Origin of the sequence: Kitasatospora sp. NPDC004615 (assembly GCF_042873545.1) — a bacterium.
Lineage (GTDB): Bacteria > Actinomycetota > Actinomycetes > Streptomycetales > Streptomycetaceae > Kitasatospora.
Genome location: NZ_JBIALQ010000016.1, coordinates 9,382 through 26,760 on the forward strand (window position 1 = coordinate 9,382; position 17,379 = coordinate 26,760).

The 17,379-nt window shown below is 71.9% G+C and carries 18 protein-coding genes and 1 pseudogene; 13 read left to right on the plus strand and 6 right to left on the minus strand.

Going from position 1 to position 17,379, the window contains the following annotated elements:
• Positions 1-990 precede the first annotated feature (990 nt).
• Entirely contained in the window at positions 991-1,704 is a 714-nt protein-coding gene (locus tag ACFYS8_RS34840; protein WP_035866446.1) for an IclR family transcriptional regulator, read from the minus strand.
• Positions 1,705-1,937: 233 nt separating this feature from the next.
• Between ACFYS8_RS34840 and leuC the strand changes: the two genes are divergently transcribed.
• The 4 genes from leuC (at position 1,938) to ACFYS8_RS34860 (ending at position 5,174) form a co-directional block, all read left to right on the plus strand.
• Complete coding sequence (gene leuC / locus ACFYS8_RS34845) at positions 1,938-3,359, plus strand: 3-isopropylmalate dehydratase large subunit (protein ID WP_387649196.1); 1,422 nt, start codon at positions 1,938-1,940, stop codon at positions 3,357-3,359.
• 3 nt (positions 3,360-3,362) lie between these two features.
• The gene (gene leuD / locus ACFYS8_RS34850; RefSeq protein ID WP_387649199.1) at positions 3,363-3,959 is read left to right on the plus strand and encodes a 3-isopropylmalate dehydratase small subunit; all 597 of its coding nucleotides are present in this window, start codon (positions 3,363-3,365) and stop codon (positions 3,957-3,959) included.
• 134 nt (positions 3,960-4,093) lie between these two features.
• Positions 4,094-4,384, plus strand: coding sequence for a hypothetical protein (locus tag ACFYS8_RS34855; RefSeq protein WP_387649201.1), 291 nt, complete (start codon positions 4,094-4,096; stop codon positions 4,382-4,384).
• A 133-nt stretch (positions 4,385-4,517) separates the two neighbouring features.
• Complete coding sequence (locus ACFYS8_RS34860; RefSeq protein ID WP_387649204.1) at positions 4,518-5,174, plus strand: HU family DNA-binding protein; 657 nt, start codon at positions 4,518-4,520, stop codon at positions 5,172-5,174.
• 248 nt (positions 5,175-5,422) lie between these two features.
• On the opposite strand, the gene ACFYS8_RS34865 is transcribed toward ACFYS8_RS34860, so the two are convergent.
• Positions 5,423-6,163, minus strand: a complete 741-nt coding sequence (locus tag ACFYS8_RS34865; RefSeq protein ID WP_387649207.1) for a GntR family transcriptional regulator — start codon at positions 6,161-6,163, stop codon at positions 5,423-5,425.
• A 141-nt stretch (positions 6,164-6,304) separates the two neighbouring features.
• On the opposite strand from ACFYS8_RS34865, the gene ACFYS8_RS34870 reads away from it, so the two are divergent.
• Together ACFYS8_RS34870 and ACFYS8_RS34875 are read left to right on the plus strand one after the other, a co-directional pair.
• The gene (locus ACFYS8_RS34870) at positions 6,305-6,550 is read left to right on the plus strand and encodes a hypothetical protein (RefSeq protein WP_380488859.1); all 246 of its coding nucleotides are present in this window, start codon (positions 6,305-6,307) and stop codon (positions 6,548-6,550) included.
• Positions 6,547-6,939, plus strand: coding sequence for a hypothetical protein (locus tag ACFYS8_RS34875; protein WP_387649210.1), 393 nt, complete (start codon positions 6,547-6,549; stop codon positions 6,937-6,939). Before ACFYS8_RS34870 ends, ACFYS8_RS34875 begins: the two co-directional genes overlap by 4 nt.
• Positions 6,940-7,193: 254 nt before the next feature.
• Here the strand turns inward: ACFYS8_RS34875 and cofC are convergent.
• Positions 7,194-7,904 (minus strand): annotated as a pseudogene (gene cofC / locus ACFYS8_RS34880) (2-phospho-L-lactate guanylyltransferase); the annotation flags it as partial.
• Positions 7,905-8,127: 223 nt separating this feature from the next.
• Between cofC and ACFYS8_RS34885 the strand changes: the two are divergent.
• From ACFYS8_RS34885 to ACFYS8_RS34895, 3 genes are read left to right on the plus strand one after another with little or no spacing between them, the layout of a single operon-like run.
• On the plus strand, positions 8,128-8,931 hold the full coding sequence (locus ACFYS8_RS34885) for a lysophospholipid acyltransferase family protein (protein WP_387649213.1): 804 nt from the start codon (positions 8,128-8,130) through the stop codon (positions 8,929-8,931).
• A complete protein-coding gene (locus ACFYS8_RS34890) occupies positions 8,928-9,929 on the plus strand; it encodes an NAD(P)H-dependent glycerol-3-phosphate dehydrogenase (RefSeq protein ID WP_387649215.1) in 1,002 nt (333 codons plus the stop codon). Before ACFYS8_RS34885 ends, ACFYS8_RS34890 begins: the two co-directional genes overlap by 4 nt.
• 30 nt (positions 9,930-9,959) lie before the next feature.
• Positions 9,960-11,102 carry a D-alanine--D-alanine ligase family protein gene (locus ACFYS8_RS34895; RefSeq protein WP_387649218.1) on the plus strand — a complete coding sequence of 381 codons (1,143 nt, stop codon included), beginning with the start codon at positions 9,960-9,962 and terminating at the stop codon, positions 11,100-11,102.
• Between the two features lie 3 nt (positions 11,103-11,105).
• On the opposite strand, the gene ACFYS8_RS34900 is transcribed toward ACFYS8_RS34895, so the two are convergent.
• Together ACFYS8_RS34900 and ACFYS8_RS34905 are read right to left on the minus strand one after the other, a co-directional pair.
• Positions 11,106-11,645: a DUF3515 domain-containing protein gene (locus tag ACFYS8_RS34900; protein WP_387649221.1), complete on the minus strand. Its 540-nt coding sequence runs from the start codon at positions 11,643-11,645 to the stop codon at positions 11,106-11,108.
• A gap of 19 nt (positions 11,646-11,664) precedes the next feature.
• Positions 11,665-11,898 carry an Lrp/AsnC family transcriptional regulator gene (locus ACFYS8_RS34905; RefSeq protein ID WP_387649224.1) on the minus strand — a complete coding sequence of 78 codons (234 nt, stop codon included), beginning with the start codon at positions 11,896-11,898 and terminating at the stop codon, positions 11,665-11,667.
• Between the two features lie 169 nt (positions 11,899-12,067).
• Here ACFYS8_RS34905 and ACFYS8_RS34910 point away from each other — a divergent pair, with 169 nt between their 5' ends.
• The 3 genes from ACFYS8_RS34910 (at position 12,068) to thiD (ending at position 15,029) form a co-directional block, all read left to right on the plus strand.
• A complete protein-coding gene (locus ACFYS8_RS34910; protein WP_387649227.1) occupies positions 12,068-13,036 on the plus strand; it encodes a thiamine-phosphate kinase in 969 nt (322 codons plus the stop codon).
• A gap of 135 nt (positions 13,037-13,171) precedes the next feature.
• Complete coding sequence (locus ACFYS8_RS34915; RefSeq protein WP_387649230.1) at positions 13,172-14,197, plus strand: ATP-dependent 6-phosphofructokinase; 1,026 nt, start codon at positions 13,172-13,174, stop codon at positions 14,195-14,197.
• 31 nt (positions 14,198-14,228) lie between these two features.
• Complete coding sequence (gene thiD / locus ACFYS8_RS34920; protein WP_387649233.1) at positions 14,229-15,029, plus strand: bifunctional hydroxymethylpyrimidine kinase/phosphomethylpyrimidine kinase; 801 nt, start codon at positions 14,229-14,231, stop codon at positions 15,027-15,029.
• 277 nt (positions 15,030-15,306) lie between these two features.
• Here thiD and rpmB read toward each other — a convergent pair whose 3' ends face one another.
• Complete coding sequence (gene rpmB, locus ACFYS8_RS34925) at positions 15,307-15,492, minus strand: 50S ribosomal protein L28 (protein ID WP_073813963.1); 186 nt, start codon at positions 15,490-15,492, stop codon at positions 15,307-15,309.
• Between the two features lie 241 nt (positions 15,493-15,733).
• Between rpmB and ACFYS8_RS34930 the strand changes: the two genes are divergently transcribed.
• Complete coding sequence (locus tag ACFYS8_RS34930; protein ID WP_387649236.1) at positions 15,734-17,347, plus strand: DAK2 domain-containing protein; 1,614 nt, start codon at positions 15,734-15,736, stop codon at positions 17,345-17,347.
• The last annotated feature ends 32 nt before the right edge of the window (positions 17,348-17,379 follow it).

The window sequence follows — 17,379 nt, forward strand, 5'->3', positions numbered from 1 at the left end:
CGCAACTGGCCGGTGCCGTCCGGCCCGGCGCCCTTGGCGTTCCGCCGGCTCGGGTGCACCACGGCTCCGCAGCGGCTGCTGCCGCAACTGGCCGGTGCCGTCCGGCCCGGCGCCCTTGGCGTTCCGCCGGCTCGGGTGCACCACGGCTCCGCAGCGGCTGCTGCCGCAACTGGCCGGTGTCGTCCGGCCCGGCGCCCTCAGCGTTCCACCGGCTCACGTGCACCACCGTCCCACAGGGGCGCTTCCGCAGCTCACCGGTCCGGTCTTAGCCGCCCCACTCGTGCACCCGCCAGCCAGGCGCACCGCGGCTCCGCGGCGGCTGCCACGGCTACCGGCTGCCGGCCCGCCACCCTCGGCGTTCCGCCGGCTCACGTGCACCGCTGCCGCGCAGAGACGCTGCCGCCGCTCGTCCGGCCCGCGGTTCTTGTTGCCAGCGCTCTGGCGCCCACCGTTCAGCCCGTTGCTCGCGCCCCATCTGACTTGGCGCGCCACCGGCCTGCGTCGGCTGTGCAGGTTGTCGGTCTGGTCCGGCTTGTGGGCGGTGCTCCGCCAACTCGCATGCGCCACCGCCCCGCAGAGGCACTGCTGCTCGCCGGCCGGGCTGTCTTCAGCGCCCTGGCGACCGCTCGTCGGGTCGTTGCTCGCGCGCCATCCAGCCGGCGCCCCCCGGCCTGCGGGCCGTGCTCCGCCAACTCGCATGCGCCACCGGCCCGCAGAGGCCCTGCCGCAGCTCACCGGCCTGGTCCTGGTGGTCCGAACGCCGTGGCATCCGCCGTGCTTCGTCGGTGCGTGGTTCCACCGGTCCGGTACGTCGCCCCTGTGCCTCCGCTGTACCGGCGGTCCGCCCGTCACTCGTGGCCTGTGGGGGTTCGCCAACTCGGGTGCCTCACTGTCCTGCTGAGGGCAATTGCTCTGTGTCCCGGTGTCCCCGGGCCGTGGAAACGCGTGTGCCCCCGCCGGGTGGGCGGGGGCACGGGCGGTGGGGGGGTGTCAGCTGCGGCGGAGGGCCTCGGTGAGGCGGTTGGCGGCTTCGATGATGGCCTGGGCGTGGAGGCGGCCGGGGTGGCGGGTGAGTCGTTCGATGGGGCCGGAGACCGAGACGGCGGCGACGACGCGGTTGGAGGGGCCGCGGACGGGGGCGGAGACGGAGGCGACGCCGGGCTCGCGTTCGCCGATGGACTGGGCCCAGCCGCGGCGGCGGACGCCGCTGAGCGCGGTGGCGGTGAACCGGGCCCCCTGGAGGCCGCGGTGGAGGCGCTCGGGCTCTTCCCAGGCGAGCAGGACCTGGGCGGCGGAGCCGGCCTTCATCGGGAGGGTGGAGCCGACGGGCACAGTGTCGCGGAGGCCGGAGAGGCGCTCGGCGGCGGCCACGCAGATGCGCATCTCGCCCTGGCGGCGGTAGAGCTGGGCGCTCTCGCCCGTCACGTCGCGCAGGTGTGTGAGCACCGGGCCGGCCGCGGCGAGGAGCCGGTCTTCGCCTGCGGCGGCGGAGAGTTCGGCGAGCCGGGGGCCGAGGATGAATCGGCCCTGCATGTCCCTGGTGACCAGGCGGTGGTGTTCGAGTGCGACGGCGAGTCGGTGGGCCGTGGGGCGTGCCAGGCCGGTGGCGGCGACCAGCCCCGCCAACGTGGCGGGGCCCGACTCCAGTGCGCTCAGCACCAGAGCGGCCTTGTCGAGAACGCCGACGCCGCTAGTGTTGTCCATGTCTCGATACTGCAGTCTCAATCAGCGAGACGCAAGTTCAATCTTCCGAGAAAAGCGCCACTCTGGAGTCAGCAGCCAGGGAGAACACCCAGCGCGGAGCCGTATCACGGTGTCCGCATGCTGGACGGTCCGGCGTGCAGGTCACGATGCCGAGCGAGCCTCACAGGGCGGCACGGGACAAGACCTCGACGATCACGAGAAGGCCGGCAGAGCGGCCGGCTGGAGGGAATCCGATGGGACGGACACTCGCAGAGAAGGTCTGGGACGACCACGTCGTCCGGCGCGCCGAAGGCGAGCCCGACCTGCTCTACATCGATCTGCACCTGCTGCACGAGGTGACCAGCCCGCAGGCGTTCGACGGCCTCCGGCTGGCCGGTCGCCCGGTTCGCCGTACCGATCTGACGATCGCCACCGAGGACCACAACACCCCGACCCTGGACATCGACAAGCCGATCGCCGACCCGGTCTCCCGGGTGCAGTTGGAGACGCTGCGCAAGAACGCCGAGGAGTTCGGCGTGCGCATCCACTCGCTGGGCGACGTCGAGCAGGGCGTGGTGCACGTGGTCGGCCCGCAGCTGGGTCTGACCCAGCCGGGCATGACCGTGGTGTGCGGCGACTCCCACACCTCGACCCACGGTGCTTTCGGCGCACTGGCGTTCGGCATCGGCACCAGCCAGGTCGAGCACGTGCTGGCCACCCAGACGCTGCCGCTGGCGCCGTTCCGGACGATGGCGATCACCGTCGAGGGTGAACTGCCCGAGGGCGTCACCGCGAAGGACCTGATCCTGGCCGTGATCGCCAAGATCGGTACCGGCGGCGGCCAGGGCTACGTCCTGGAGTACCGCGGTTCGGCGATCCGCAGCCTCTCCATGGAGGCCCGGATGACCGTCTGCAACATGTCCATCGAGGCGGGCGCCCGGGCCGGCATGATCGCCCCGGACCGCACCACCTTCGACTATCTGCAGGGCCGTCCGCACGCCCCGCAGGGCGCGGACTGGGATGCCGCGGTCGCCTATTGGGAGACCCTGGCCACCGACGAGGACGCGGTGTTCGACGCCGAGGTGTTCATCGACGCCGCCGAGTTGACCCCGTTCGTCACCTGGGGCACCAACCCGGGCCAGGGCGCGCCGCTGGGTGCCAACGTGCCGAACCCGGCCGACTTCGAGGACCCGCAGGAGCGGATCGCCGCCGAGAACGCCCTGAAGTACATGGGCCTGGAGGCCGGTACCCCGCTGCGCGAGGTCAAGGTCGACGCGGTGTTCGTCGGCTCCTGCACCAACGGCCGGATCGAGGACCTGCGGGCCGCCGCCGCAGTGCTGGAAGGTCGTCAAATCGCCGACGGCGTAAGGATGCTGGTCGTTCCGGGCTCGGTCCGGGTCGCCCTGCAGGCCGTCGAGGAGGGCCTGGACAAGGTGTTCACCGCCGCGGGTGCCGAGTGGCGGCACGCCGGCTGCTCGATGTGCCTGGGCATGAACCCCGACCAGCTGGCCCCGGGCGAGCGTTGCGCGTCCACCTCGAACCGCAACTTCGAGGGCCGGCAGGGCAAGGGCGGCCGTACCCACCTGGTGTCGCCCCAGGTTGCCGCCGCCACCGCGCTGCTGGGCCGCCTGGCAGCCCCTTCCGACCTGCCGCACAATGTCGCCGTGGAGGCCTGAGCCATGGAGAAGTTCACCACCCACACCGGCCGCGCCGTCCCGCTGCGCCGCTCGAACGTGGACACCGACCAGATCATCCCGGCCCATTGGCTGAAGAAGGTCACCCGTTCCGGTTTCGAGGGCGGCCTGTTCGAGGCGTGGCGCAAGGACGACGCGTTCGTGCTCAACCTCCCTGAGCGGCAGGGCGCGACGGTCCTGGTGGCCGGCCCCGAGTTCGGCACCGGCTCGTCCCGCGAGCACGCCGTCTGGGCGCTGCAGAACTACGGTTTCCAGGCCGTCATCTCCTCCCGGTTCGCCGACATCTTCCGCGGCAACTCGCTGAAGAACGGCCTGCTGACGGTGGTGCTGCCGCAGGAGACCGTGGACCGGCTCTGGGAGTTGACCGAGGCCGACCCGACCGCGGAGATCACCGTCGACCTGGAGGCCCGCGAGGTTCGCGCGGCCGGTGTGACGGCCTCGTTCGAGCTCGACGACAACGTTCGTTGGCGTCTGCTGAACGGCCTGGACGACATCAGCATCACGCTGCAGAACGAGGCAGATGTGGCCGCGTTCGAAGCGAAGCGGCCGTCGTTCAAGCCGCGTACTCTCCCGGCTGCCTGAGTCACCGCTTTCTGACGCTCGGACAACAAGACCCGCCCCCCTCCGGGGCGGGTCTTCGTTGTTCGCAGGGGAGTTCGTCACCCGTGAATAGACCCTGGTTCTGCGCAACTGCGTACAGATGGCACAATCGTTGCATGCACCACAACCCCGAACCGCCGTACCCGGGTGGCGAACCCGCGTCTGCGAAGGGTCGGGACGGTGATGCCGACTCGGAAGTCACCCTGCTCCACGCACTGGTGGCCGAGCGGTTGAAGCAAGCCCACGCCCGCGTTCACGCGCTGAACGTGTCGACGGACGCAAAGACCGCTCTCACCCGACAACTGCTGATCGTCACGGAGACCGCCAAGCGTGATCTCCCGGAGGCGGCACGGCGGTTGAGTCGCTTTGTGCAGGACCTCGACGAGGGGCGGATGCCGCCCCGGTGAGCACCTCCATGCGCAAATATGTTGCGACACTAGGGTGATTCACGCGTTTGGTAATTGAAAGTCCGCAGATACATACCTAACGTGCGAAAAGAACGGATGGAATCATCCGGCGCCCGTTTCCGAAGGGGAAGACGTGAACAAGGCTCAGCTTGTCGAAGCGGTGGCCGAGCAGCTGGGCGGTCGCAAGGCTGCCGCAGAGGCCGTCGACGCAGTGCTCGACACCATGGTGCGTGCCGTCGTGGCGGGTGACCGGGTGTCGGTCACCGGCTTCGGCACCTTCGAGAAGGTGGAGCGCTCGGCGCGCTTCGCCCGCAACCCGCAGACCGGCGAGCGGGTCAAGGTCAAGAAGACCGCCGTTCCGCGGTTCCGCCCCGGTCAGGGCTTCAAGGACCTGGTCTCCGGCAGCAAGAAGCTGCCGAAGGAGGGCCCGTCCGTCAAGAAGGCCCCCAAGGGCTCGCTGACCCCGGGCAAGTCCGGTGTGGCCGCCACCCCGGCCGCCAAGCGCGCCGCGACCAAGCGGGCCGCCGCTGCCGCCGCCCCGGCGACCAAGAAGACCGCCGCCAAGAAGACCGCCACCACCGCGGCCAAGAAGGCCACGGCGGTCAAGAAGGCCACCACCACGAAGACCACCGCGGCGAAGACCACCGCCAAGGCCACCTCCGCCAAGACCACCGCGGCGAAGAAGACCACCGCGGCCGCCACCAAGAAGGCCGCCGCCGCCAAGAAGACCGCTCCGGCGAAGAAGACCACCGCGCGCAAGACCACGGCGCGCAAGTCCACCGCCAAGTAAGTCGCACCGAGCCTGGTGCCGGAACAGCCGGCGCCGGGGCGGTCAGGCCGTGACGGCCCCACGCCAGGGGAGACCCAGGACCGGGGCCGTCGCGGCCTTTTCGCGCCCCTGGACAGGCCGTTGGGACGCCCGGACGGGCTGTCGGGACACCCGGGCGAGCAGGCGTCCTCGGGCCCGGGCGAGCAAGTCTTCGGCCCGGGCGGGCAAAGGGCCGTAGCGGGCCGGGAAATACCGCAGGCCGCGCGGAATTACTTCGGCTGTTCCACCGCGAGGTCGTAGATGATCTCCCAGCGGGAATCCGGAATCACCAGATCAGCGGTCTCCACCGGCCGGTCGGAGTCGTCCAGATACGTGCGCTCGATCAGCAGCACCGGATCTCCGGTGCTGATCCCCAGCAGATTCGCCTGCTCTGCCGTCGCCCGCCCGGGACGCGGCCGTTCCTCCGCGCGCACCACCCGCACGCCGATCGAGGCCATCCGTTCCACCACGCCGTGTCCGGCCAGCGGGCCCAACTCCGGTAGCAGTACGGGAGTTCCGCCGGTGATCGCCATCGGCTCCCAGGATTCGGCGAGTTGGACCGGCTTGTGCTCCAGCGTGAACTCGTAGCGGGTGTGGACGGTCAACTCGCCCGGCTCGATGCCCAGTCGGCGGGCCACTGCGGGCGGCGCCTCCACCCGGGCCTCGCTGTGGGACTCCCAACTCCCGTCCGGCACAGCAGACATCGGGAACGCGGCGACCGTGCGGGCGCGTCGCACCGGCAGTCGCTCCACCGGCTCGCGCAGATACGTCCCGGAACCCGCCCGGCCCTCCAACAGGCCTTCCGCGATGAGGACTTCCTGTGCTCGCTGGAGCACGTTGGCCCCGACGCCGTAGCTGAGCGCGAGCTGCGCACGGGACGGCAGCCGCTCACCGATCGTCCACTCCCCGTCCGCGACCCGGCGGCGCAGATGGTCAGCGATGCGGAGGTACGGAGGGTCCTGTGACGGCATCTGGCATCTCCCGGCGGAAGGCGAGACCTGCCGGATCGCGACAGGACGGGTGATTCAGCTTGACAATCTAATGCATCAGGAGGAATCTAATGGCTTAGATTCACTTTGCGTGATCGGCCGACTGCGGGGGAGAGGCGTGGCGTGCGAACCACCAGGGTGTTCGACCTTGCATCCAGGCTCACCGCCGCCACCGGAGCCGAAGCCCGTATCCGACGCCTCCCCGGCGGCGGTTACCGGGTGGAGGCCACCCTCCCCGGAAACCCGGACGCCGAGGCCCATTTGGTGCTCCTCGACGTGCTCGCCGAGGCCGACCGCTACGGACATCGCCACACCGCCCGGTCCCACACCATCTGGGCCGAACTCGACCCGCCACAGGAGCCGCCGTGAAGGGCCCGCAGTCCGGATACGCCGTCAGTATCGAAGGCATCACCGAATCGGCCTCGTTCGCCTCGCTCGCCGACGCGCTCGCCTCGCTCTGGGGCACTCTGCGGACGCTCCCGCTCGGTTGGACGCAGTACGAGGCCTACCGCTACTTCTTCGGCCCGGGCGCCGCGCAGCGGACCGAGGGATTCCTGGCCCGTGACGGCCATCTGCTGCTGAGCTTCGTCCTGCTCGGCCACAACCGGGCGATCCGGGTGCTCCCCACTACCGCCGGCCCGCTGCAACTCGCCCCGAAGCGGCTGGAGTTGCTCAACACCCCGGCCGTTGTGGCGCTCTGCCTGCACGACGCGCCCGCGTATCCCGACCCGGGGAGCCCCCTCCCGCGCAGCGCCTGACCGAAGTCCGGCCGCCGGGGCGGTCGTTGGGCGACGCGTCAGGCCGACTCGGGGTCCGGGAAGGTGGGGAGGGTGAGGAAGGTGACGCGGCGGTCGGCGCCCTCGCCGGTGGTGCGGATCCGCAGGCGCTGGCCCGGGCGAAGGAGCCGGAGGCCACCGGCGTCGAAGGCAGGCGCGTCGAAGGGGAGGGGCGTGCCGTCGTCGAGCAGGACCGAGCCGGAGCGGGTCGTGGGGTCGAAGGTGAACGCGGTGGCCTGCATGGGAAGCAGCATAGAGCTTCGGAGCAGGGCACCGGTGGCCGGGCCGAGGCCCAGCCGGTGGGCGACGGCCAGGTCCTCGGGGGTGTCGACGTCGCGCCGGACGGACGGTACGTCGAGGAGGTGGAGTTCGGTCGCCCCGCCGGCCGCGTGGCGTTCCCGGGAGCCGGGCCCGAAGGCCGGGCGGAGCGGGGTGCCGGGCGGTCCGGCGAGCAGCACCGTCCCGGTGCCGGGGGCGTCCGCGAGGAAGGCCCGGCGCTGCGCGGGTACGGCGGCGAGGACGCGGGCGAGTTCGGCGGGCCGCAGCGCCGGCAGGTCCGCGGAGAGCGTGGCGACGGGGGAGCCGGGGTGCAGCCGGTGTGCGGCGCTACTGCCGTGCGAGAGCGCCGGGTTGAGCCCGTCGCCGGGTTCGTCGTCGAGGACGGTCGCCCCCAGCGCACGCAGCGCACTCGCGGCGCGCGGATCCCGTCCGACCACCAACACCCGTTCGACCACCGGGCAGGCGAGCGCCGCGGCGACGGTGTCCAGGGCGAAGGCGAGGGCGAGCCGGGGCCGCAGCTCCCCGAGCGCCGCGAGGCGGCTCTTCGCCTCGGCGAGCGGCTTGACGGGGACGATCAGCGTCCAGCCGGTGCCGTCCGGTCGCCGCCCGGATCCGCTGCCCGGGACGGACGGGCGGACGGTGCCTGGGCGTACGGTGTCCTCTGTCATCGGCGTCATTGTGACGTCGGCCGGGGAGCCTGGCCAGCGGTTCCGGGGCGTCCGGGCCGTCGGCGGGGCGCCTGTGGGCCGGTGGCGGCGGTGGCTGCTCGACACGGACTTCCCTCGCGGGTGAGACTGGTCGGCGCCTCGGAGCCGTGCCCGGCCCCCGGCGAGGGAGAGAGATCAGCGGCACCGCTCGGGCGGCTCGCCGCGCGAATGAGGAGGAGCTGGGGTGGCCCGCCGCTCTAACGCCAGGTTCGGAAACGCCGACTACGGGATTTGGTACCGCCTGGCGGCGGCGCTCGTGAAGCCGGTGACAAACGCCCTGGCGAAGACGGACTGGCGGGGCTGGGAGCACCTGCCCGAGAAGGGCGGCTTCATCGCCGTCGTGAACCACAACTCGGTGATCGACCCGGTGTTCTACGGGCACTGGCAGTACAACTCGGGCCGCCCGCCCCGGATACTCGGCAAGTCCTCACTGTTCCAGGTGCCGTTCATCGGATTCATGCTGCGCAAGACCGGCCAGATCCCGGTGTTCCGGGACTCCACCGACGCCGCCGACGCGTTCCGGGCCGCGATCGACGCGGTCAAGAGCGGCCAGTGCGTGCAGTTCTACCCGGAGGGCACGCTCACCCGCGACCCTGACATGTGGCCGATGACGGGCAAGAGCGGCGCCGCCCGGGTCGCGCTGATGACGGGCGCGCCGGTGATCCCGGTCGCGCACTGGGGCGCGCAGGAGATCATCCCGCCGTACGGCAAGGGCGGAAAGGGCAAGTACCACCTGTTCCCGCGGCACAAGGTGACGGTCGCGGCCGGCCCGGCGGTCGACCTGAGCAAGTACCAGGGCCAGGAGATCACCGCCCAGGTGCTGCGCGACGCCACCGACGACATCATGGCGGCGATCACCGCCGTGCTGGAGGGGATCCGCGGCGAGCAGGCCCCCGCCGAGCGCTACGACATGCGCAAGGCCGCCAAGGACCGCGCCACGGCCGCCGAGGCCAAGCGCGAGCGCGCCGCCAAGGAGGGTGACCGATGACCCGCTGCGCCGTGATGGGGACGGGCTCCTGGGGCACCGCCTTCGCGATGATCCTGGCCGACGCCGGCTGCGAGGTGACCCTGTGGGGCCGCCGCCAGGAACTGGCCGACGCCATCAACAAGGAGCACGTCAACCGGGACTACCTGCCCGGCCTGACGCTCCCGGACACGATCCGGGCGACCACCGACGCGGCCGCCGCACTGACCGGCGCGGACTTCGCGGTGCTCTCGGTGCCGTCCCAGACGCTGCGCGACAACCTCGCGCACTGGGCACCGATGCTGGCCCCGGACACCGTGCTGGTCAGCCTGATGAAGGGCATCGAACTCGGCACCGCGAAGCGGATGAGCGAGGTGATCGAGGAGGTCGCGCAGGTCGGCCCGGAGCGCGTCGTGGTGGTGTCCGGCCCCAACCTGGCCGGCGAGATCGCCAACCGGCAGCCCGCCGCCACCGTGGTCGCCTGCACCGACGAGGAGGTCGCCAAGCGCTTCCAGAAGGCCTGCCACACCCCGTACTTCCGCCCGTACACCAACACCGACGTGGTGGGCTGCGAGCTCGGCGGCGCGGTGAAGAACGTGATCGGCCTGGCGGTCGGCATGGCCAACGGCATGGGCCTGGGCGACAACACCAAGGCCACCCTGATCACCCGCGGCCTGGCCGAGACCACCCGCCTGGGCCTGCGGCTGGGCGCCGACGCGCACACCTTCGCGGGCCTGGCCGGCATGGGCGACCTGGTGGCGACCTGCTCCTCGCCGCTGTCCCGGAACAACACCTTCGGCACCAACCTGGGCCGCGGCATGACGGTCGCCGAGACCATCGCGGCGACCAGCCAGACCGCGGAGGGCGTGAAGTCCTGCGAGTCGGTGCTCGACCTGGCCCGGCGCAACGGCGTGGAGATGCCGATCGTCGAAGCCGTGGTCGACGTGGTGCACAACGGCCGGCCGACCCAGGAAGTGCTGAAGGGCTTGATGGCCCGTTCGGCCAAGCCGGAGCGCCGGTGACCGGAATCGGACGGTAGTCTCAACGCCGATATGAGCATCGAACAGACCTCCCCGAACCAGTCGGCCAAGCCGCGCGTCGCGATCGTCTTCGGCGGCCGGAGCTCCGAGCACGGCGTGTCCGTGGTCACCGCCGCCAGCGTGCTGCGCTCGATCGACCGCAGCAAGTACGAGGTGCTGCCGATCGGCATCACCCACGAGGGCCGCTGGGCCCTGGTCGGCGACGAACCCGCCCGGATGGCGATCACCGACGGCCGGATGCCCGACGTCGACCAGGTCGCCGAGTCCACCGAGGGCCAGGTGGCGCTGCCCCTCGCCCCCGGCAACCGCGACGTGGTGTGGAGCGAGCCCGGCGCCACCCCCAAGGTGCTCGGCGAAGTCGACGTGGTGCTGCCGCTGCTGCACGGCCCCTGGGGCGAGGACGGCACCCTGCAGGGCCTGCTGGAGCTCTCCGGAGTGCCGTACGTCGGCTCCGGCGTGCTGGCCAGCTCGGTCGGCATGGACAAGGAGTTCACCAAGCGGATCATCGAGTCGCTCGGCCTGTACGCGGGCGAGTACACGGTGGTCAAGCCGCGCGACTGGCAGACCGAGACCGGCCGGGCCGCCGCCCGCGAGCGGATCGCCGCGCTCGGCCTGCCGCTGTTCGTCAAGCCCTGCCGGGCCGGCTCCTCGATCGGCATCACCAAGGTCAAGGACCTCGCCGACCTGGACGCCGCGATCGACGAGGCCCGCCGCCACGACCCCAAGGTGATCGTCGAGAAGGGCGTCGAGGGCCGCGAGATCGAGTGCGGCGTGCTGGAGTTCGAGGACGGCCCGCGCGCCTCGGTGCCCGCCGAGGTGCTGGTCGACGCCGACTTCGAGTTCTACGACTTCGAGGCCAAGTACATCGACTCCTCCGAGGTCGAGATCCCCGCGAAGCTCACCGACGCCGAGCGCACCGAACTCCAGCGGCAGGCCGTCGAGGTGTTCGACGGCCTCGGCTGCGAGGGCCTCGCCCGGGTCGACTTCTTCCTGCTGAACGACGGCCGGTGGATGGTCAACGAGGTCAACACCATGCCCGGCTTCACGCCGATCTCCGCCTACCCCAAGATGTGGGAGGCCACCGGCGTGCCCTACGCCGAGCTGATCGACCGCCTGCTGGCCGCCGCGCTGCGCCGCTCCACCGGCCTGCGCTAGTTCCTAGGCGCCGTCGCCGAAGCAGTCCGAGTCGGCCGTCCCGTTGATCGTCGGGATGGCCGACCGGATGGCTTCGGTGTACGAGCTCAGCGGGTCCGCGTAGTTGGTGTAGGCGCCCGCCGGGACGTGCACCTCCACGTACGCCTTGCGCAGCCCGGTGGCGAACCAGTAGCCGCCCTCCCCGTCCTTGTCCATGCCCCAGCTGACCTCGTCGATGCACGGGCCCTTCCGGTCGAAAGCGCTCATGTAATCCGGCCGGTCCCCGCCGCAGGTCAGCACGGTGCGCGGCGAGGACGCCCAGGCAGCGGTGTACGGCGAGGCCGGGGACGGGTCCTTGCGCGGGTGGCCGAGCACGTCCGCGGGCAGCTTGGCGTCCAGCGCCTCGCAGTACTGCGCGACCTGGGCCTCCGGCGTCGGCGGCTTGACGTCCGGGTCGCCGCTCCAGACGAAGGCCAGCAGCGCGGTGCAGGACAGCAGGACGGCCGGCGGGGCGAGCCAGCGGACCGGTGCGGGAAGGCGGTTCAGGAGCTCACGTGAACGCATCCGTCGATGGTAAGCGCCCCTACAGGCGGACCACCGGACAGGTCAGGGTGCGGGTGATGCCCTCCACCTGCTGCACCTTCGCCACCACAAGACGGCCCAGGTCATCGATGGATCCGGCCTCGGCCCGGACGATCACGTCGTACGGACCGGTGACGTCCTCGGCCGTGATCACGCCGGGGATCTTGGAGATGGACTCGGCGACCGCGGTGGCCTTGCCCACCTCGGTCTGGATCAGGATGTAGGCCTGCACCACAGTGGACCTCCAGGCGGCTGGGTGGGGGGAGTTGCTGACCGGCAGTCTGATCACCACGCTACCGCGCGACAGCGGCACAGGGGAGACCTCGGCACCCCTTGAGGGCGTACGCTGCCGCGCGGGGGCGCACCCCAGACGGATCACGTGAAGAACGCGGGAGGACGGGCTGATGCAGGGGACCGTGGGCGAGCTCGGCGAGTTCGGGCTCATCCGGGAGCTGACCGCACGGCTGCCGATGACGCCGGCGGTGGAACTCGGGCCCGGCGACGACGCCGCCGTGGTCAAGGCCCCCGACGGACGGGTGGTGGCCACCACCGACGTACTCATCGAGGGCCGGCACTTCCGCCGCGACTGGTCCACCGCGTACGACGTGGGCCGCAAGTGCGCCGCGCAGAACCTCGCCGACATCGCCGCGATGGGCGCCGTCCCCACCGCCCTGCTGCTCGGCCTGGTCGCCCCCGCCGACCTGCCCACCACCTGGGCCACCGAACTGATGGACGGCCTGCGCGACGAGTGCCAGGTGGCCGGCGCCACCGTGGTCGGCGGCGACGTGGTCCGCGGCGACACCATCACCCTCGCCATCACCGCCCTCGGCGACCTGCAGGGCCGCCGCCCCGTGGTGCGTTCCGGCGCCCAGGTCGGCGACGTGGTCGCCGTCACCGGCTGGCTCGGCTGGTCCGCGGCCGGCCTCACCGTCCTCCAGCGCGGCTTCCGCTCCCCGCGCGCCTTCGTCGAGGCGCACCGCCGCCCCGAACCGCCGTACCACGCCGGCCCCGCCGCCAGCGACCTCGGCGCCACCGCCATGGTCGACGTCTCCGACGGGCTGGTCGCCGACCTCGGCCACGTCGCCCGGGCCAGCGGCGTGGACATCGACCTGCGGGCCGCGGACTTCGACGTCCCCGCGCAGATGGCCGACATCGGCCAGGCCGTCGGCGTCGACCCGCTGGTGTGGGTGCTGTCCGGCGGCGAGGACCACGCGATCGTCGCGACCTTCCCCAAGAGCGCCGGCCTCCCGGCCCGCTGGCGGCAGATCGGCGAGGTGGTCCGCCCCGCCCGACCCGGCCGCGGGGGAGTGGTCACCGTCGACGGCGCCCCCTGGGACCGCACCGCCGGCTGGGACCACTTCGCCGAGGGCTAGGCCGCCCGCGGCTACCCCTCGGTAGGCCCGTGAACGCGTAGGGTGGCGGCTGTTGGGCGGGCCGGCGATGTCGGCGGTCCGGTCTCCACCTACGCGGGGGCCCCGCGCCCCCGGGAGCAGGAGAACACAGCCACCATGCGCATCGGCGTTCTCACCAGCGGCGGCGACTGCCCCGGACTCAACGCGGTGATCCGCTCCGTCGTCCACCGCGGCACCGACGTCCACGGCGACGAGATCCTCGGCATCGAGGACGGCTTCCTCGGCCTGATCGAGGGCCGCGCCCGCCCGATCTCGCACGACGACGTCACGGGCCTGCTCACCCTCGGCGGCACGATCCTCGGCTCCGCCCGGGTGCAGCGCGAACGGATCCGCTGGGCGGTCGAGAACTCCGCCGAACTCGCCGCCGAACTCGGCATCGACGCACTGATCGCGATCGGCGGCGAAGGCACCCTGACCGCCGCCGAACTGTTCAGCGACGCCGGACTGCCGGTGGTCGGCGTCCCCAAGACCATCGACAACGACATCGACGCCACCGACGTCACCTTCGGCTTCGACACCGCCGTGCACGTCGCCACCGAGGCCATCGACCGGCTGAAGACCACCGCCGAATCCCACCAGCGCGTCATGGTGGTCGAGCTCATGGGCCGGCACACCGGCTGGATCACCCTCACCGCGGGCATGGCCGGCGGCGCCCACGGCATCCTCATCCCCGAGAAGCCCTTCGACATCGAGGCCGTCGCCAGGATGATCGAGGACCGCTTCCGGCGCGGCAAGAAATTCGCCATCGTCGCCGTCGCCGAAGGCGCCCAGCCGCTGCCCGGCACCCTGCGCTTCGAACACGGCCAGGTCGACCGGTTCGGCCACCAGACCTTCGGCGGCATCGGCACCCGGCTCGCCATGGAACTGGAGAACCTGCTCGGCAAGGAGGCCACGCCGGTCATCCTCGGCCACACCCAGCGCGGCGGCACCCCCACCGCACTCGACCGGGTCCTCGCCACCCGCTTCGGCTGGCACGCCGTCGAAGCCGTCCACCAGGGCGCCTTCGGCCACTTCACCGCCCTGCGCAACACCGGGATCCGGCTCACCCCGATGTCCGACGGCGTCGCCCGGCTCAAGACCGTCCCGCCGGACCGCTGGACCGAATCCGAGGCCGTGCTCTGACGCGTTTCCCCCGGTAGATAGGTTGGGGCGCATGACCACCAACACCGCCCCGCCCCGGGTGCTCACCGTCGCCGGCTCCGACAGCGGCGGCGGTGCCGGCATCCAGGCCGACCTCAAGACGATGCTCGCCCTCGGCGTCCACGGCATGAGCGTCATCACCGCCGTCACCGCGCAGAACTCGCTCGGCGTCCAGGGCTACTGGGAACTGCCCGCCGAAGCCGTCCGCGCCCAGTACCGCAGCGTCGTTGACGACATTGGCGTCCAGGCGATCAAAACCGGCATGCTCGCCTCGATCGAACTCGTCGAAACCGTCTCCGCACTCCTCACCGACGCCCCCGCCCCCGTGGTCGTCGACCCCGTCGGAGTCTCCAAGCACGGCGACGCGCTACTCGCCGCGGAGGCCGTCGCCACTGTCCGCGAGCGCCTTCTGCCGGTCGCCACCCTGGTCACCCCCAACCTGCACGAAGTGACCCAACTCACCGGCCTCGAGGTCACCGACGAGAGCCGGATGCTCGACGCCGCGAAGGCACTCCGCGACCTCGGCCCCCGCTGGACCCTCATCAAGGGCGGCCACCTCGAAGGCGAAGCCGCCGATCTCCTGCTCGGCCCCACCGGCGAAACCCACTGGTACCGCGCCCCCCGCCACGACAACCGCCACACCCACGGCACCGGCTGCACCCTCGCCAGCGCGATCGCTTCGCAGCTGGCGAAGGGCGAGCCGATGCCCACGGCTGTCGCGAACGCCAAGTCGTATGTGACGGGCGCCATCGAGCACGGCTTCGCACTGGGTTCCGGCATCGGGCCGGTGGACCACTTCTGGCGCCAGAGATAGGCAGAGGGGGAACCACCAGGGGCCCGGGGAACGGCGGGGCCGAGCTGCGGGTGGTCGGAGACAGCAGAGGGTCGAGACTGCGGCGGGTCAGAGACGGGGACCAGAAACGGCGGAACGCTCAGAGCCCAGTTGATCCTCCGCAGACTCGGCCCCGCCGTTCCCCGGGCCCCTGGGTTCGCACCCCGAATGCAAAAACAGCGAAAGCCGACCATGACCCCCGAAGGGGATGGTCGGCTTTCGCCACAGCAAGAAGGTGACCGGCGGACCGGTCAGCGCGTCAGCGCGAGACCTTACCGGCCTTGATGCACGAGGTGCAGACGTTGAGCCGCTTCGGCGTGCGCCCAACCACAGCGCGCACCGTCTGGATGTTGGGGTTCCAACGACGGGGGGTGCGGCGGTGCGAGTGGGAGATGCTGTTGCCGAAGCCCGGGCCCTTGCCGCAGACGTCGCAGTTGGCTGCCACAGGAGTCACTCCAAGACTTCAGATTCACGAACTTGAAAGCCCGGGTTGTTCCAGGCAACCGGGAGAGCATACAACGGTGACTCCCGCTCAACGAAACTACCACGATCGCGGAGGTGATCGTTCCCGCGACCTGCGGTGGAGGGTGCCGCAGGCGTCGCCGTGGGGGCCGATAACCTGCCAGCATCGCCCCTCGCCACCGCGTCCCGTCGCGTTCTCGTGGCGTTCACCCGGAGGAGACCTGGTGCTGGACACCCTCGACGCCCCGGCCGTCCGCACCTGGTGCCGGCTCGCGCTGGCGGCCCTCGGCCAGGCCCGCGAGGAGATCGACGCGCTGAACGTCTACCCGGTCCCGGACGGCGACACCGGCACCAACCTGTATCTGACCGTGGAGTCCGCCGCCGAGGCGCTGGACGCGCTGTTCGCGGAAGCCGTCGAGGAGCAGCCCGCGCTGGCGGCCGCCGCCACCGCCGCGGCCCGGGGGGCGCTGATCGGGGCGCGCGGCAATTCGGGTGTGATCCTCGCGCAGTGGCTGCGCGGTCTCGCCGAGGTGCTGGCGGAGGGCGGCGAGCTGGGGGAGGCCCTCGACAACGGTGCGCGCTCGGCGTACCTGGCTGTCGCGGAGCCGGTCGAGGGGACCCTGCTGACCGTCGCCGCGGCCGCCGCCGGTGCCGCGCGGGCCGCGGACGGCCTGACCGGTCAGGCGAAGGAGGCGTACCGGGCGGCCCGGCAGGCGCTGCTGCTCACCCCGGACCAGCTGTCGGTGCTCGCCGAGGCGGGGGTGGTGGACGCCGGCGGTCGTGGCCTGGTCGCCGTGCTGGGCGCGCTGGTGGACGCGGTGTCCGGGCAGCAGCCGATGGGGCCGGTGGCGCTGCGGCGGGAGGTGGACCCGGTGGTGGTGGCCGGCTGCGAGGGGCACGAGCGTCCGCCGGGGCCCGGCCATCCCGCGTTCGAGGTGATCTACCTGCTGGAGGCCGAGGACGGGCAACTGCCGAGGCTGCGCGAGCGGCTGGGGCAACTCGGCGACTCGCTGGTGATCGGCGGCGGCGACGGCCTGTGGAACGTCCATGTGCACGTGAACGACGCGGGCGCTGCCGTGGAGGCGGGCGTCGAGGCGGGCCGGCCGTACCGGATCCGGATCACGCACTTCGCCGAGGCGGCGGCCCGCGCGGGCGAGCGCGAGGAGACCGTCTCGCACGGGCGGGCGGTGCTGAGCGTGGTGTCCGGCAGCGGGCTGGCCCAACTGTGCGAGCAGGCCGGTTCGGTGGTGCTCGCCGCCGACCCGGACCGGGCCCCCGCCAGCGCCGAACTGGTCGCCGCCGTGCACCGCTGCGCGGCCCGCGAGGTGATCCTGCTGCTCAACGACCCCGAACTGCGGGCCGCCGCGGGCGCCGCCGCCGACCAGTTGCGCGAGGAGGGCGTGCGGATCGCCGTGCTGCCCACCCGTTCGCCGGTGCAGGGCCTGGCCGCGCTGGCCGTCCACGACGCCGGCCGCCGCTTCGACGAGGACGTGGTCGCCATGACGTCCGCCGCCGGCGCCACCCGGTACGCCGAACTCGCCGTCGCCGAGGGCGAGTCCTGGACGATGGCCGGCGTCTGCCAGGCCGGTGACGTGCTCGGCCTGATCGACGGCGACGTAGCGGTGATCGGCCACGACCTCACCGAGACCGCGCTTACCGTGCTGGACCGGATGATCGCCGCGTCCGGCGAACTCGTCACCCTGGTACTCGGCGAGGACGCCCCCGCCGAGCTCGCCGACCGGCTGATCGCGCACGCCAGGCGCACCCGTCCCGAGGTCGACACCGTCGCCTACCAGGGCGGCCAGGAGGCCGCGCCGCTGCTGATCGGCGTCGAGTGAGCCGCGACGTCGGTCCCGTGGTGTGAAATGGG